Annotated in this window: 12 protein-coding genes and 1 pseudogene; 4 read left to right on the forward strand and 9 right to left on the reverse strand. The window is 72.8% G+C overall.

From position 1 onward, the window contains the following. The 3 genes and pseudogenes from AVW11_RS14250 to AVW11_RS14260 form a co-directional block, all read right to left on the reverse strand. Window positions 1–2,114 (reverse strand): annotated as a pseudogene (locus AVW11_RS14250) (hypothetical protein); the annotation flags it as partial. 318 nt (window positions 2,115–2,432) lie between these two features. Further along, window positions 2,433–3,035: a gamma carbonic anhydrase family protein gene (locus AVW11_RS14255; RefSeq protein WP_030854305.1), complete on the reverse strand. Its 603-nt coding sequence runs from the start codon at window positions 3,033–3,035 to the stop codon at window positions 2,433–2,435. Window positions 3,036–3,086: 51 nt separating this feature from the next. Beyond that, window positions 3,087–3,839: an SCO6745 family protein gene (locus AVW11_RS14260; protein ID WP_076044148.1), complete on the reverse strand. Its 753-nt coding sequence runs from the start codon at window positions 3,837–3,839 to the stop codon at window positions 3,087–3,089. Between the two features lie 79 nt (window positions 3,840–3,918). On the opposite strand from AVW11_RS14260, the gene AVW11_RS14265 reads away from it, so the two are divergent. Beyond that, window positions 3,919–4,848, forward strand: coding sequence for a LysR family transcriptional regulator (locus AVW11_RS14265; protein WP_076044149.1), 930 nt, complete (start codon window positions 3,919–3,921; stop codon window positions 4,846–4,848). 516 nt (window positions 4,849–5,364) lie between these two features. Here AVW11_RS14265 and AVW11_RS14270 read toward each other — a convergent pair. Genes AVW11_RS14270 through AVW11_RS14280 form a run of 3 tightly spaced genes read right to left on the reverse strand, consistent with a single transcriptional unit; the run spans window position 5,365 to window position 10,250 of the window. Next, the gene (locus AVW11_RS14270) at window positions 5,365–6,375 is read right to left on the reverse strand and encodes a hypothetical protein (protein ID WP_076044150.1); all 1,011 of its coding nucleotides are present in this window, start codon (window positions 6,373–6,375) and stop codon (window positions 5,365–5,367) included. A 3-nt stretch (window positions 6,376–6,378) separates the two neighbouring features. Then, on the reverse strand, window positions 6,379–6,900 hold the full coding sequence (locus AVW11_RS14275; protein WP_076044151.1) for a hypothetical protein: 522 nt from the start codon (window positions 6,898–6,900) through the stop codon (window positions 6,379–6,381). Next, window positions 6,897–10,250, reverse strand: coding sequence for a CHAT domain-containing protein (locus AVW11_RS14280; RefSeq protein ID WP_076044152.1), 3,354 nt, complete (start codon window positions 10,248–10,250; stop codon window positions 6,897–6,899). The genes AVW11_RS14275 and AVW11_RS14280 overlap by 4 nt, the downstream gene beginning before the upstream one ends. A 395-nt stretch (window positions 10,251–10,645) precedes the next feature. Here AVW11_RS14280 and AVW11_RS14285 point away from each other — a divergent pair, with 395 nt between their 5' ends. Both AVW11_RS14285 and AVW11_RS14290 read left to right on the forward strand, forming a co-directional pair. Further along, a complete protein-coding gene (locus AVW11_RS14285; protein WP_030854323.1) occupies window positions 10,646–11,290 on the forward strand; it encodes an L-threonylcarbamoyladenylate synthase in 645 nt (214 codons plus the stop codon). 68 nt (window positions 11,291–11,358) lie between these two features. Then, window positions 11,359–12,000 carry a carbonic anhydrase gene (locus tag AVW11_RS14290; protein ID WP_076044153.1) on the forward strand — a complete coding sequence of 214 codons (642 nt, stop codon included), beginning with the start codon at window positions 11,359–11,361 and terminating at the stop codon, window positions 11,998–12,000. A 225-nt stretch (window positions 12,001–12,225) separates the two neighbouring features. Here AVW11_RS14290 and AVW11_RS14295 read toward each other — a convergent pair whose 3' ends face one another. From AVW11_RS14295 to AVW11_RS14305, 3 genes are all read right to left on the reverse strand, one after another. After that, a complete protein-coding gene (locus AVW11_RS14295; protein WP_076044154.1) occupies window positions 12,226–13,164 on the reverse strand; it encodes a sigma-70 family RNA polymerase sigma factor in 939 nt (312 codons plus the stop codon). Between the two features lie 10 nt (window positions 13,165–13,174). Continuing rightward, the gene (locus AVW11_RS14300) at window positions 13,175–13,417 is read right to left on the reverse strand and encodes a hypothetical protein (RefSeq protein ID WP_076044155.1); all 243 of its coding nucleotides are present in this window, start codon (window positions 13,415–13,417) and stop codon (window positions 13,175–13,177) included. Window positions 13,418–13,571: 154 nt separating this feature from the next. Continuing rightward, entirely contained in the window at window positions 13,572–13,835 is a 264-nt protein-coding gene (locus AVW11_RS14305; protein ID WP_060181116.1) for a hypothetical protein, read from the reverse strand. A gap of 291 nt (window positions 13,836–14,126) precedes the next feature. Between AVW11_RS14305 and AVW11_RS14310 the strand changes: the two genes are divergently transcribed. Then, window positions 14,127–15,104 carry a phage baseplate protein gene (locus tag AVW11_RS14310; protein WP_030854336.1) on the forward strand — a complete coding sequence of 326 codons (978 nt, stop codon included), beginning with the start codon at window positions 14,127–14,129 and terminating at the stop codon, window positions 15,102–15,104. Window positions 15,105–15,167: the final 63 nt, after the last annotated feature.

Here is a 15,167-nt window from a genome sequence, read left to right on the forward strand (position 1 = left end):
TCCATCAACCGCGTCGGCGTGACCGGCTTGTAGGAGGAGCCGGAGCCGTCCGTGGTGTAGTAGCCCGCCACGTCGGCGATCAGGTCCACCGATCCGGCGTTGTTGTAGAAGCTGACCTTCCCGTTCACCACGGGGACGATCACGAGGTTCGGAATGGTCTGCCCGGCAGTGAAGTTCAGGTTCGACGCACTCGAACGCGGCGTCCCGTCCGGGTACACCGACACATGGCTCGCCGAGGTCGGGTCGGTCGCCGTCACGTTCAGGACGACGGCCGTGACACCCGACGCCGGGATCCCCGCCGTACCCGCGACCTGCAGGGTCACCGTGCCGCCCTGGCCGACCTTGGCCTTCGGCACGCCCAGACCGCTGCGCGTGTCCATCAACCGCGTCGGCGTGACCGGCTTGTACGTGCCCAGGCCGGAGACCGCAGGCGGCGTCACCGTCAGCGTGCCCGCCGCGTACTGGTGCCTCAGCGCTCTCACGCTGATGGTCCAGTTGCCGGCGGGAGCCGTGCGCAGGTCCACGGTCGCCTTCAGGGTGCGGGCATCGTCGGAGACCGAGACGGTGGTGGCCGTCAGCGGCGCCGGTCCGCCGGTCAGGTCGACAGTGGTGCTCATGCCCAGCGCCGTCCCCTGAACGGTGAGGGTGGCGACCGTACCGCTCTGCACGGTGGTCGGCGTGATCGTCCCGATGGTCACCTCCTCCCCGCCGCACGGAGCGGTGGTGCACACGAGCTCGGCGCGGTAGGCCGTACGCTCCGTCCCGTCGGGCAGCGCGAGGACGTACAGGCTCTGGTCGGAGGCCTGGCAGTCGTACGAGGGCGGCCTGCCCGTGCAGAGGTTGGTCCCGTCCTTGGTGTACAGCGAGGGGACCGGAGCGTACGTCCCGCCGTCGGTGGCCGTGATGTCGGCCCTGAACCGGTCGTCGTCGACGCTCGGCAGGGCGGCGCACACACCGGTGCGTTCCTCGGACAGCGTGCCGGTCAGCGGGCCGTACCCGTACGCGATCGACGCGGGCCGTACGCACTCGGGGGCGGGGCCGGCGGCCGTGGCGATCTTCCAGGCGTCCAGGCGGTAGGAGTCGGACAGGTCCCAGCCGTCCGGTACCTGGGTGACGACCTGGTAGCTCGTGGAGTTGGTGGGCGCGCACGCCAGGTTCTTCTGGTAGCAGGCTATGCCGCCGTCACCGTCCATGACCAGCGTGTGGGTGCTGTCGTGGGCGTCTCGCGCGTCGAGGCGCAGCCGGTCCGTGGCAGCGGACGTGGTGATCCGGTGGCAGCGCGGGGTGCCGCTCTGACCGGAAGCGCTGGTCACGGCCGGGGCGCCGACCGCCGTCGCGGGAGACACGGCGCAGCCACGGGCCGTGGCGGTGACGTCCCAGCGGTCGAGGGTGTGACTGCGTGGGGCGTCCTGGCCGTGCACGAGGACGGTGTACGCCTTGCCGGCGCTGAAGGAGCAGCTCGTGAGTCCGTCCGTGCGGATCGGCTGGTTCGCAGTGGGGTGGCTGTAGCAGGAGGGGCCGTCGCCATCGGTGTCGATCATGCTGACCACGTAGCGCGGGATCAGCTCGCCGTCCTCCGGGAACCCGTAGCGGATGCGCAGGAGCTCGGAGGTGGAGTGCGCGTCGGCCGGGATCGTCAGGCAGTGCGAGAAGACGCCGTTGCCGGTCTCCAGCCGCACCGTCCCCGAGTCGTCGGCGAACGTCCCCGCGGGCAGGGTCCGGCACTCCTTCTGGAGGACGTCCGTGCGCACGAAGTGGACGCCGTACGGACCGGTGGCCTCGGTGTCGTCGGCGTGCACCAGCGCGCGGAACGGCGCCGTGCCGGTCAGCCCGCAGACGCCCTCGGCGAGGTCACCGGCGGTGCACTGCGCGGTGCCGTTCCGGTCGACCACCTCGACCTGGACGGTCAGGCCCGCGCCGCCGCGCGAGGTGAGGGCGGCGATCCGGGCGCCCTGCGGGCTCGGCAGCTCCAGGCAGTGCGTCTGCCCGGGCGCGGTGAACGTGCCCGCGTACCGTCCCTCGGTGACGCCGACGCAGTCCTCGGCGACCGGCGCGGCCTGAGCGGTGCCCACCGGCAGGAGCAGCGCAGCGAGGACGCCTAGCAAGACCGTCAATACGGTGGAAAGCAGGCGTCTTCCGGACGCCGATGCGGTTGTCATGGACCCCCCAGGGTGATGTGCGACGAGAGATCGTCGCACATCCGTACGGGGTCGGCGTGACCGATTTTTGCGCACCCCGTGACCGCGCCGCCACCGCCCCGTCCGGCCGGGTCCGGCTGTGCCCCGTGACGTCCACGGACATCGGGTGGGTGGTCAAGACGTCCGGATGGCCGCCATCTGCTCGGCGTGTCCGGCACCGGGGAGCGTTCGATCGAGGTTGGGAACGCGCCGCTCCGCTCCGTCCCCCCTGGACCGAATACGCTCCAGGTTGGATCAGATCTGGTGATCGTTGCTGTGGCGGCCGAGGCTGCGGCCGAAGCGTTCCGAGATGGCCGGCATCAGGCTCTGGCCTTCGCCGGGCCGGTCCAAGCCGAAGACGTAGCCGGGGAAGTCGAGCTCCTTCTGTACCTCCCAGATCCCGTTGTGGTCCTCCGGCGGGAGGATGCGCGCCGGGTCGCCGACGGCGATCCAGCCGATCGGCACCGTCGAGTCGGCGGGCAGAACCGTGCGCAGGTGCACGATGCCGTTGATCCGGACCTCCGAGCGGGTGCCGATCCGGGCTCCGTTGAAGACGCGGCTGCCGGTGGCCAGGAAGACCTCGTCCTCGACCCTGCAGCCGGTCAGGTAGGAGGTGGGGCCCACCAGGACCTGTCGCCCCAGGACCAGCGGATCCCGTCGGGTGCCGCGCAGGACCGCGTTCTCCATGACGATGCAGCCTTCGCCCAGCTCCACCGCTCCGCCCTCTGCGGTGAGCACCGCACCGAACAGCACCCGGCATCCGGCCCCCACGCGCACGTCCCCGCACAGCGTGGCGTTCGGAGCGACATAGGCCGTGGGATGGACGGAGGGCGAACGGCCTTCATGAGTGAGAAGCATGGCCGCGATCAGCCGTCCTTTCGTATGCCTGCCAGTGTCTGCGACGTACGGTCATGCGGGGTGGGTGCATGCGGGGTGGGTGCTGGTCAACGCGCTGACCAGTTGAGCGAAGTCGGCACGCTGCCGGGCGGTCAGCGTGGCGTAGAGCGGCGCCTGCATCTCGTCGGTGAGTTGCTCGGCGCGCTGCCATCGGGGAATCAGGGCCGCGGCGGCCGGATTCGGCTCGCGCCAGCCGTAGTGGGCTGCCTGCTCGACGCCGAGGTTGACGACCATCGCCTCCCGGGCGCTCAACCCGGACAGGCGTACCGCCGCGAGATGGCAGGCGCCACGGTGTTCCCGCAGTACGTGGACGCGCTGCATCGCCGCCCCGAGCGGGTCGTCGCCGGGCACGGGCTGCGCGCGCCAGCCGGCGAACAGGGGCAGCGCGTCGGCGTCGGCGGCGTCGATCAGCCGCTGCGCCAGGCGGTTGAAGTGCTCCACGTCGGCGTCGGCGGGAATGCGGGCGCGCCCCCACGTCCGGACGGCCTCTGCGTAGCAGGCGGCGGCCTTCTCCGCCGGCATCACGGGCCGGCCGGCCCGCCAGCCGGTGACGACGAGATCGGGGCCGAGGAAGCCCTGCACCGCCTGGACCACAGCGGCCGGCGCCTCGCCCAGCACCCCGAACCGGCCGCGGCAGTAGAAGCCGCGTCCCGGAGTGAACCCGGCGCGCAGACCGATGGCCGCGGTGGCCTCGTCGGACATGAACTCGTCGCCGAAGTCGTGGACCGGCCTGGCCACAGCGGCGATGCAGTCGAAGATCTCCATGCACAGAAGGTCGCTCACCACGACTCAGCAGGTCAAGAGGATGATTTCCGATGGGACCATTTAGGTAATCTATCGAGTCATGCTGGATATCCGCCGTCTTCACATGCTCAAGACCGTCGCTGCGCGCGGTTCCATCACCGCGGCAGCCCAGTCCCTGGAGTTGTCCGCCGGCGCCGTGTCCCAGCAGCTCGCCGCACTGAGACACGACGTCGGGGTCGATCTCCTGCGCCCCGACGGGCGAACCGTCGCGCTCACGGAGGCAGGCCGCGTCCTCCTCGAACACGCCGACCGGATCCTCGCCGCCATGGAGGAAGCCGAATGCGCCGTCGCGGCGGTCAAGGGCACGGTCGGCACCACGGCCACGCTCGCCGCGCTGCCGTCGACCGTCGCCAGGATCGTGGCCCCCGCGCTCACCGCGCTGGGCGCGGACCATCCGCAGCTCGCCGTCACCTGTCTTGTCACCGACCAGGCACAACTGCGCGAACTCACACTCGGCACCGTCGACGTGGTGCTGGGGCAGCACTACCACCACCTGCCGAAGACCACGCCCAAGGGCATCGCGGTCTCGCCGCTGCTCGACGACCCGCTGCTCGTCGTGACCGCCGCCGGTGGAGCCACCAGCGGATCCGACGAACGGTCCGTCGCCCTGCGCGACCTGGCCGCGCATCACCTCGTCGTGCCACCGCCGACCACGGACTGCGGACAGGCCATCCTGCACGCCTGCCAGCAGGCCGGCTTCACCCCCACGCCCCGTTACGTCACCGCCGACATTGCCGCCCAGCTCGCCCTCGCCCGATCAGGCCTCGCCACCGCGCTCGTCCCCCGGACGGCCATCGACCCGGCCACACCAGGAATCCGCACGGCCCCCATCGAGGACCATCCCATCCAGCGCCTCCTGTTCGCCGCGACCCGCCGCACCGAAACGACCAACCCGACGACCGCGGCCGTCATCGCGGCGCTCCGCACAGCAGCGCGGCAGCACCGCACCCCGCACCGTCCGCCGGCCTGAGAACAGGACCGAGCGCAGGGGGCCAACAGGGCCAGGACGCCCGCCCATCGCGTCCTTGGCAGACCGCCCCTGATGGCCACGGCGCCAGCGCGGCATTCGCGACGGTGCCTGCCTCGCGCAGAGTCACCAACAGGCGAGGCACTCGACCTGCGAATCTCAGATCACGTGGTCGACCGGCTTCGTGGTTTTCCTGCGCCATCCGTTACCGGAGGGGACTGACCCCGCCACCGGAATTCTGCAGGCATGCGGCCTGCGCCGCCTGGGTCGGTGAACTGCTTGTCAGTCGGCGAGAGGTGAGCACGCGCACACGGCGCGACGTGCTTTCTCCAGGTACGAGTCGACGCGAACCGGCCAGGGTTCGCCGCGCCCGTACGGGGTCCTGCGGCCCCACGGGTCGCCGAGCCGATCCGGATCCGGCTCTAAAACGCCTTCGTCAGACACGACCGGTCACCGGGCCTCACGGGCGCCGGCGTCCGCCCGCGGCCCCCACCGCCATGACACCCCGGCCGACCGGCGTCATCCCCCGCCGGTGAGGGCCCCCGCGAGGCCCGCGGCCGCGAAGACGGCCGCCGTCAGGTGCGAGATCGACGGGGAGAAGCCGGACGGAGGCCGGTCGGCAGCGGCAGCGGGTGTGGGGCTGGGCTGCGCGGGGCGGTCGGGGGTGGCGGCATGGTGCGGGAGGACGCCGCGATGCCAGAAGAGGCACAGGCGCTGCCAGTGCATCCGTTCGTCCTCGCCGTCGCCCACCGGGCGCCCCACCGCGTCCAACAGGTGTCCCCGGTACAGGTCGAAGGCCACGCGCAGGTGCTGTCCGTAGGCCACGGCCCGCAGCAGGGCACCGCGGTAGCACAGCCACCCGGCCAGCCCTCCGCCCCACAGGCACAGCAGGAACAGCCGCGTCGGGGCGTCCACGGCCCACAGGTAGCCGGCGCCGCCGACCGCGAGGACGACGGAGAGGAACGCCGATCCGAGCAGCGCCGTCAGACCCGTTCGGGCCGCACCGAGCGTGGCCAGGAAGGTGTCCGGGAGCAGTGGGTGCAGCCGCGGCCACACCAGGGCGGCGTCGATGCCGTAGCGCAGGCGCGGGTAGAGCTCGGCGGCCTTGAGGGCGTTGCCGAGCCGGGTGGGCATGAGGTCGTCGGGGCGTGTGCGCGGGGGATAGCGGTCGTGGGTGGAGGCGTCGTCCGCACGACGGACCAGACGCCGGTGGTGGCCGCGGCCCAGGCGGCCGATCGTCCTGCGCAGCGGCGGGCTCCAGTAGCCCTCCGCCAGCCGGATCAGCGCCGTCTGGGCGCTGCCGAGCGCCGTGGCCACACAGACCAGGGCGAGGAGGAACCCGGCGACCACGAGCACCTTGGACTCCCACGACCCGTGCCGCCAGGCGTGCAGGGCGTCCTGCGGGGAGCCCCGGCCGGTCGCGACGACGAGGAGGGCCAGGCAGCAGAACACGAGACTCGGCAGCAGCACACCGCGTACGGAACGCCGCCCCGCCACGCCCGAGAGTTCACCGAGGGTGGCGCTGAACATCCCTCACCGCTCCTGCGGATCGAGGGGATGGCCGTCCTCGCCGCCACACGTCGGCGGGTAGTCGGGGTCGTACAGCGTGACCTGGTTCAACTGCCCGCACCGGCACAGCACCCGGGCGACGGGAACACCGACCGCCCCGGCGAGGACCGCGTCCTCGGGGTGCGCGAGGTCCGACCGGGTCCGGCCGGCCGGCACCTCCGCGCCGGTGGCGTGGCGTGCGATCGTCGGGTGCTCCAGGACGCCCAGAATGCCGGACGCGTCGATCACCACGGCCCCGAAGGGGTTGAGCGGGAGCAGGGTGACCGCTTCGCTCGTCAGCAGCTCGTGCAGGCTGAGGCCGGCGGGCAGGAGCACGGCGGGCGGCAGGCCCCCGCCGGTCCCGGGCACCGCGCCCGCGGTGCCCGGGGGAGCGGCGAGGCCCAGGCCGGTCGGCACTCCGGCGGCGTCCAGCGTCACGACGTACCCGTCCGTCACCTCGCCGGGACGGGTGCTGACGGGCGCGAGTGGCAGCTCTTCCAGGGTCATCGCCAATCTCCTACCAAGGTGAACGGAGCCCAGTAGTACGGGTGGTCGAAGGCGGGCAGGTGGTGGTCGCGGCGCGGGGACGCGTAGCGGGCCCGCTCGCGCAGCACGAGCATGCGCCGCCGATGAGCGGAGCCGGCGCAAGCGTCGGCGAGCCGGGCCTCGATCTCCTCCAGGGCCCCGCCGACATCGCCCGCCCGCAGGCGCAGCCGGGCGATGTCGTGGCTGAGGGAGTGCTCGCAGTCGGGATCGGCCGTGCGCAGCCGCTCGCGTTCGCAGTGCTCCAGCGCCTGTTCGAGGGTCATGGTCCGCACCCGGTGCCGGGCGGCGGACAGCGCCGTCGCGAGGGGGCTGCCCTGCTTGAGCCGCCGGTAGAAGTCCTCCATCAACAGCGCACCGGCGACATCGTCCACCCGCCACCGGGTCACGAGGACGGACCGGGCTCCCGCATGCAGGAACTGCCGCGTCAGCCCCATCAGTTCGTTGCCCCTGCGCTGCTCCTGGGCGCCCGTGTCACAGCCGCTGAGCACGACCAGGCGGACATCGAGCCGTACCGTGTGCAAGTCCTCGGCGGTCAACTCCCCGTCGGCCAGGAGGATGCCCGACCTGGATGGCCGTTCCCCGTCGAGGCGGCAGTGACAGGCCAGGTGCACGACGTCGTAGCGGGCCTGCGAGAGGCGCTCCCGCAAGGTCCGCAGCGTGGCCGACGCGCCCGTGTGCACCTCGGTCGAGGGCAGGACCGCCCGGATGGCCCGGGCCTCGGCCCGGGCGTGCACCAGGTCCCCCCGGGAATCGGCCAGGACCAGAGCCGCACCGGTCCCGTTCCCGCTTCCCCGCCCGCTCCCGCCGGTGCTTCCCTTCGGTGCGGCGGGCCCGAGCCGGTACCGCATGAGCGACGCACTGGGCGTACAGCTCATCGGGTTGCGTTCACCCCAGGGGATCCCCTCGAAGGTCACGGCGTGGAGCGGCAGATCGTGCAGCGGGCCTTCGGGCACCAGCCACAGCACTTCACCCGGCCGCGTGTGTGCGGCGAGGGCCTGGGCCAGCGGCGCCAGCTCGGTGACCCAGGAGGGCGCCTGCCGTCCGGCGTCCGGCTTCCCCGGCAGGAGGGACCGCGCCGTCAGCCGCAGGTCCACGACCACCGGCTCGGGCCGGTCCCGGCGCACCAGCAGGACGATCGTACGGGCGCCCGTGTGGACGAACTCGCACAGCACCTCGCCCGGTTCGAGCATGGCCCGAAGCTGCGCGAACTCCGCCGGTGCACCCCGCCGGCCGCTCACGTACGCGGCGCCGATCGCTCCCGTCGCCTCCATGGCGCGCCAGATCTCCTCCAGCTTCGCGCGTTCCACCTCGCCCCAGTAGGGGTTGAGCACCGCGAAGCCGTACGGGCCGCGTGAGCCGATCCCATCGCCGCTGCGGACGCTCTGCAGCAGACCCTTCTCCTTCTCCTGCAACTCCCGCAGCCCCGCGGGCAGAACGGCCTCGTGAACGCCGCCCAACGTCTGGAGCATGACACGGGCCCGGCCGCGCTCCGCCACGTCCAGTGCCGCCGTCAGCGGTACGCCGGGTACGCGGCGGTCGACGATGAGGGCGACGAGTTCGGCACAGGGCTGAGCGAGGTCGAGATCGATGCGCAGATCGGCGTCGGCGACACGGTCACGTGCCGTCTCGACCGAGGCGACGAGGGCGATCAGGTGGGCGTACTGCTCCGCCCAGTTGCGGGAGCCGGCCGCGGTCCGTGCCAGTAACCGCAGGGCGGCCGTCTGCTGGGCCAGGTCGTTCGCCGACCGGGCGGCTTCGAGCACGTCCATGGCCGCGCGCCGGGCCACGTCGAAGGACCCGTGGGCGTAGGACCGCTGCGCGTCGGCCATCACCTGCCGGAGGTCGTCGCCGGCGGATGAGCGGTACCTCCCCGCGAAGCCCCGGTGGATGCCGGGGAACGTCACGTCGGGCTGCCGGTCCGACAGGTGCGCGGCATTGTCGGCACGCTGCTCGACGTGCCGCACGAAGGCGATCTCACGGTGGTGGACGGAGAGGAAGGGAAGCCAACTGGGAAGCTCCTCGAACAACGCGGTCGCCGCGCCCGGCAGCAGGGCCGACGGTCGTCTCCGATCCCCGCCGGCCCTGCGGGGCGCCCGGCCCGCGACGCCCTCCACGAGCTCCGCGAGCCGTTGCAGGGCCGGTGGCAGCACGGCGCGGTCGCCCATCTCGTCCACCTCGGCCAGCGCCTCGTCCGGACGCGACAGTTGGAAGGCGAGGAGGTCGGCGGTCAGGCACCGGGCAGCGGCCGCGTTCAACGGGAGACCGGCGGCGGCGAACAGCTCCGCCGCATAACGCCGGTTGCGCACGGCATTGTCCAACAACCCGGTGGCCGCACTCACTTCGGCCCGGGCCATGGCCGTCATGGCGGCGACGGCCTGCCACGTCGCGAACAGCGCCCGGCGCTCGGACGGCGGGATCTCTGTCCCCGCCTGGTACTGGAAGAGAGCCTTCAGGGAGTCCGCGTACGCCTCGGCCGTGCTCACCCACGGCTCGGCGTCCGCGGTGGGCGTGGTCGCGTTCGCCTGCCAGGTCCTGACCACGACGTCGTGGGCGACGGACCCGGCCAGAACCTCGTCATGACGCAGCATCAGCTCCCAGGGAGCCAGATCGGGCCGACGAGGTCGGCGGACCACCGAGTCGTACGCCCACGACCCGACCGCGCTCCCCTGAACCCAGGGCACCCGGAACGACGGCTGGAGCGGGAGGCGCAACGCGTCGACCACCCGCAGCTGCCAGTCCCCGGTGCGGGCCGCGTACCCGGAGAAGGCCAGTTCGGCCGCCGTGACCGCGATGGCGGGCAGCAGCAATCCGCGTACGCCGGGGTGGGTGACCGCCAGCAGGGCCGGGCCCCAGCCGCACCCCAGCAGCCGGCGCTGCACCCAGAAGGGCTGCAGCCCGCACGACGGGACGCCGCGGACGTCCGGCCACGTGCGCCACTCCTGGAGGCAGCCGAGCGCCGTGACCAGGAGCAGGGCCGACGCCCACCCCACCGAAGCCCAGGACACCGCGCCTGCCGCACCCTCTCCCGCCCCGGCACCGGCGAGCCAGTCCGCGGGCCACAGCGCCAACGCACCGCCGGACAGCAGCAGGACCAGAACCCGCTTCAGGCGCTCCCGGCCCCGCAACAGCCGGATGAACACCCGCAGCCGCAGGTCGTACAGAGCGATCCGTCCGAGCAGCAGCAGCGCCAGCACCAGCCCCGCGACCCCCGAGGCGGACGGATCGCGCGCCCAGAGCAGCAACGGCACCGTGCCGACCGCGAGATGGAGCCACCGGCACAGGTGATCGCCGAGGTACGGCGGCTGGATCACACCCGCGCGCGTCCGCCAGACCCCTCGCCCCCCGAGCTGCAAGATCTCACTCCCTGTGCGTGCACATGAACGGAAAGTGCGGAGAGGATCCTAGCGGCCGTGGAGGGCGCGGCAGGACCACGTGCCCCGAGTTCACCCCTCCCGGGCCGCGGCGGGGACGTGCTTCGGCGCGTCGCTGCCCGGCCGCCTCGGCCGCGGCCTGTGGTTCCCCCGACCGGGGGAACCACAGCCTGCGAGGGTGACGCCCCGCCACTTTGCCGCGTGTCCTTCCGCCGTGAAGCAGCAGGTCGGAGGAGCGCGTGCGGCTGTGCGGCTCGGCGGGGCCGCCCATTCCGGTAGCCTGCCGATGTAACCGGCAGGTGCGGGCCGAGAGCCCGGTGGGATGGAGATCGGCCATGGCCCTTCGTTACGACTGCTCCACGGATTCGACCCGGGCCGACGGCCTGAACGCGGCCGCCCTCGCGGTCCGGCGGGGCGAGCTCGTGGTGCTCCCGACCGACACGGTCTACGGCATCGGTGCGGACGCCTTCGACGCCGACGCCGTGGACAGGCTGCTGGGAGCCAAGGGCCGCGACCGTGCGATGCCGTCGCCGGTCCTGGTCGCCTCCCCGGACGCGCTGCACGACCTCGTCGCCGACCTCCCCAAGCAGGGATGGGCGCTGGTGGAGGCGTTCTGGCCGGGCGGGTTGACCCTGGTCGCCCGCCACCTGCCCTCGCTGACCTGGGACCTCGGGGAGACCAACGGCACGGTCGCCGTCAGGATGCCCTCCCACCCGGTCGCCCTGGCCCTGCTCTCCGAGACCGGGCCCATGGCCGTCTCCAGCGCCAACCTGACCGGCCGGCCCTCCCCGCAGGACTGCGACGCGGCACAGGCCATGCTGGGCGACCGCGTCTCCGTCTACCTCGACGGCGGCCCCACCGCGGCGGCCGTCGCCTCCTCGATCGTGGACCTCACCGGCCCGGTACCGGTCCTCAAGCGCGCCGGCGCCATCAGCGCCCAAGCCCTGCGCGGCGTCGTGCCCGACCTGCTGGAGGCGTGACCCCCGGCCCCGACTCGCGGTCCGACCCTCGGCAGGTGGTGCTCAGGGCGGCGTCGTAGCCTGCGGTCATGAGTACATCGCTGACACCGACACCGACTCCGTCCGAGGCCTTCGAACTGCTGCTCGCCGGAAACCGGCGTTTCACCGCAGGCACACCCGAGCACCCGAACCAGGACGCGGCCCGCCGTACCGAGACCGCTCCGGCCCAGCGCCCTTTCGCCGTCCTCTTCGGCTGCTCCGATTCCAGGCTGGCCGCCGAGATCATCTTCGACCGCGGACTCGGTGACCTGTTCGTCGTACGCACCGCGGGCCACGTCACGGGCACCGAGGTCCTGGGCACCATCGAGTACGGGGTGAGCGTGCTGGACTGCCCGCTGGTCGTCGTGCTCGGCCACGACACGTGCGGTGCGGTGGCCGCGACCCGGGCCGCCCTGACCGACGGCGTCGGTGCCACCGGGTACGTGCGCGACGTCATCGAACGCGTCACCCCCAGCGTGCTCGCCGCCCGGGCCGCCGGACTCACCGACGAGGACGACATCATCGCCGAGCACATCCGACACACCGTCGACCTTCTCCTGGACCGCTCCCGCGTCCTCGCCGACCAGGTCGCGGCGGGGCGCGCCGCCGTGGTGGGCCTGTCCTACCGACTGGCCGACGGCAGTGCCCGGGTCGTCACCACCCGAGGCCTCGCGCACGAGGTGCCCGCCTGACCCTCCGGTGAGATCGCCGGGCGGCGCCGCCGTCCGGCGATCCGGCGGTGTCCCGATGCGGAAGGGCGCGGCCGGTCACCGGGCGCCCGGTGACCCGTACGCCGCTCCGATCGGGGAGACGCCGGTGGTGACGTGGCCACACACCGATCATCACCACCCGCGCGGGCCGGGCGGACGCGCTCGGGCAGCGGCGGCGGGACGTCGGCCGCCGACCGGCGCCCCCGGTCACCAGGCGCCGACGACCGGCGCCTCCCCCTCGTACCGCGCCCAGGTCTCGTTGAGGCGCGCGAGCCGGTGCGCTGCGGCCACGCCGCGCAGGGAGGCGACCTTCCCGTCGCTGACTTCGAACGCGACCGCGCCCACGACCCGGTTGCGGACCACGGCGATGACGGCCGTGGAGCCGTTGACCCGCGCCAGGTGGAACGCCGGGGAGCCGCCGGCCAACCGCCGCTTGGCCTCAGTGGGCCGCAACCCGGCCCGCACGTACGAGGCGATGCGCTCGGGCGTCCGGTGCCGCAACAGCCGCCTGGCCAGGCCGGCGCCGTCCGAGACCGCGGTCGCGTCGGCGGTCAGCAGCGCCACGAGCCGGTCGGTGCGCCCCGACATGGCGGCCGTCAGGAACTCCTCGACGACCCGGCGCGCAGCCGCGGGGTCCACCTCGCCGCCGCCGCGGCGCTCGGCGGCGACCCGGCGCCGGGCGCGGTGCACGTGCTGCTGGCTCGCGGACTCGGTGATGTCGAGGATCCCGGCGATCTCCGCGTGCGGGTAGGAGAAGGCCTCGCGCAGCACGTATGCGGCCCGTTCGACCGGCGAGAGGCGTTCCATGAGGGTCAGGACCGCCAGGGACACCGATTCGCGCTGCTCGACGGTATCGGCGGGACCGAGCATCGGGTCGCCGTCGAGGAGCGGCTCGGGCAGCCAGTCCCCGACGGCCCGCTCGTGGCGTGCCTGCGCCGACCGGAGCCGGTCGAGGCAGAGGTTGGTGACGACCTTGGTCAGCCATGCCTCCGGCACCTCGATGCGCTCCCGGTCCGCAGCCTGCCAGCGCAGGAACGCGTCCTGCACGGCGTCCTCGGCATCGGCCGCCGAGCCGAGCAGACGGTACGCGAGCGAGGCCAGCCGGCCCCGGCCGGCCTCGAACCGATCGATCGTCGCCATGTCCATGCCGATCAGCCTATGCGGCGGCGCTCGCGCCGATCCGGTCGGGTGCGCCGGCCGCGGCGGCCGGCCGGCGCCTGCGCTCCTGGAAGATCGCGTCGCGCCGGCCCAGGCTGACGTGGTCGCCTTGGTACTTCAGCCCGGTGGACGGGGTCTCGCCGCCCGCGGGCCGGCCGAAAGCCTGGCGCAGGTGACGGCGGGCCTCGGGGGAGAGCGCCGCGGCGTATCCGGCGCCGAGTACGACGATGCGGTGCTTCATGTCGTGGCTCCTGTCTCGTTCGCGTCCCCCTTGAACGGGACGGCGCCCCGATTCCTGACAGGAGTCGAAGGTGAGGTGGCTCACACTCGCGGCGGGCGTGTCGTACGCGGCGGGCGTCGGGAAGTGGCGGATCCCGGACGGCGGACCCGCCCGCTCAGTCGTCCTTCTCCCCGGTGCCGACGAGTGAGGCTACGAGGAGGCCCGCGAGTGCCGCCCACAGCGCGGCGGTGGGTCCGGCCGTGGCCCATCCGAAGACGCCGAGCACCACGGCTGTGCCCGCCCCGATGGCCCAGGCGCGCCGGTCGGTGAGGAAGGCCCACTGTCTGCGTCCGCTCCCCGGGGCGCGGAGCTCTGCCACCGCGGTCCTGACCACCAGGGCGGCCACGATGATCGCGACGGTGAGCAGGGTGACCGCCATACCGCCTCCGGAAGGAAGACCGCCGGGAGCCCGCCGGCAGCCCAGTGTCCCACGGGCGGGTGCGCCTGCGCCGCCCGCCGCGGGCCCGCAGGGGGTCCGGCGGCGGCCCGAGCCGTCCTCGGCGTCGGCGCCGAGGACCGTCGAGGCGCGCGTTCCTGACGGCGGGCGGAGCCTCCCGTTGCGTCAGGAGCGAGGCCAACTGCCGTGCCTGACCCGGCCCGTGACGTCACGCCAGTGGCGCGTAACATCACGGGGTCCCCACCCCGCACGATCGCTCGGGAGTTCCCCCCCATGAACCACCCTTCCGGTTTTCCCCTCACCCGCCGCGGCCTCATACGCGCCGGCGCCGGCGTCTCACTCGCCGCGCTCGGGCTCGGCGTCGGCGCGCAGACCGCCTCCGCGGCGGTGGCCGCCACCAAGCGGTTCGATCTGACACAGCCGTCACACGACCTGTTCCGCTCCAAGGACACGCACGGCGCACGGGTGCAGCAGAGCTTCGCCTTCGACTGGGTGAACAAGTTCCTCTTCGTCGCGACCAAGCGGAGCGGAAGCACCGAGGCAGACGGCGACCTGTGCATCAACAAGATGGACTTCGCCGGGAACTACATCTCGTACATGCACCTCAACGGCTTCGGCCACGGCGTCGCCTTCGCCGCCCTGCCGGACGGTTCCGGCACCGAGCTGTGGATCGAGTGCGCCGCGAACACCAAGGGGTTCGGTACCGCGCTCGCCCCCATCCCCTACATGGCGAACACCACCCTGGGCTCTCCGGCCGCATCGGCCGCCTACCGGCCGATCTCCGGTGCCACCGAGTACACCTGCTCCGTCGACCCGGTCTACCAGCGCATGATCGTGCGCTACCACACCAGCGACGGCAAGCGCATCGCCGTGTTCCCCCTCTCCGCCTTCCAGACGCGCAACTTCGGCGCGCCGCTGGTCGACTTCAAGCAGCCGGCGATCCCCGGAACCCCGCAGGGCTACACCCTCTACGGCTCGTACATGTACTACCTGACGGGTGACGCCTACCCGGAGCCCGGTGTCCCGGTCGGCGACGGCAACAGCTACCTCACCAGTGTCGACATCAACACGGGCACGGTGAAGCAGGGCCCCGTCCTCACGAAGGCCGGCTCCACCCTCCACCACCGTGAGCCCGAGGGCCTGGCGGTCTACCGCACCGACGCCGGCGAGAGCCGCCTCTTCCTGGGCTTCGCCACCGGCGTGGAAGGCGACCGACGCTCCAGCATCTTCTACAAGAACGCGCTGGTCTGAGTCGTCTGAGTCGTTCGAGACGCCTGTGCCCGGTGACCGGTCGACGCCACCGGGCGCCTGGCG

The organism is Streptomyces amritsarensis (assembly GCF_001953875.1).
In the GTDB taxonomy this organism is placed as follows: Bacteria; Actinomycetota; Actinomycetes; order Streptomycetales; family Streptomycetaceae; genus Streptomyces; species Streptomyces amritsarensis.

Coding starts and splice junctions, on each gene's coding strand:
- AVW11_RS14260 (WP_076044148.1), bottom strand. CDS start 3,839: ATGGAGATCTTCGACTGCATCGCCGCTGTGGCCAGGCCGGTCCACGAC.
- AVW11_RS14295 (WP_076044154.1), bottom strand. CDS start 13,164: ATGGACATGGCGACGATCGATCGGTTCGAGGCCGGCCGGGGCCGGCTG.
- AVW11_RS14265 (WP_076044149.1), top strand. CDS start 3,919: ATGCTGGATATCCGCCGTCTTCACATGCTCAAGACCGTCGCTGCGCGC.
- AVW11_RS14290 (WP_076044153.1), top strand. CDS start 11,359: ATGAGTACATCGCTGACACCGACACCGACTCCGTCCGAGGCCTTCGAA.
- AVW11_RS14285 (WP_030854323.1), top strand. CDS start 10,646: ATGGCCCTTCGTTACGACTGCTCCACGGATTCGACCCGGGCCGACGGC.
- AVW11_RS14270 (WP_076044150.1), bottom strand. CDS start 6,375: ATGTTCAGCGCCACCCTCGGTGAACTCTCGGGCGTGGCGGGGCGGCGT.
- AVW11_RS14300 (WP_076044155.1), bottom strand. CDS start 13,417: ATGAAGCACCGCATCGTCGTACTCGGCGCCGGATACGCCGCGGCGCTC.
- AVW11_RS14305 (WP_060181116.1), bottom strand. CDS start 13,835: ATGGCGGTCACCCTGCTCACCGTCGCGATCATCGTGGCCGCCCTGGTG.
- AVW11_RS14310 (WP_030854336.1), top strand. CDS start 14,127: ATGAACCACCCTTCCGGTTTTCCCCTCACCCGCCGCGGCCTCATACGC.
- AVW11_RS14275 (WP_076044151.1), bottom strand. CDS start 6,900: ATGACCCTGGAAGAGCTGCCACTCGCGCCCGTCAGCACCCGTCCCGGC.
- AVW11_RS14255 (WP_030854305.1), bottom strand. CDS start 3,035: ATGCTTCTCACTCATGAAGGCCGTTCGCCCTCCGTCCATCCCACGGCC.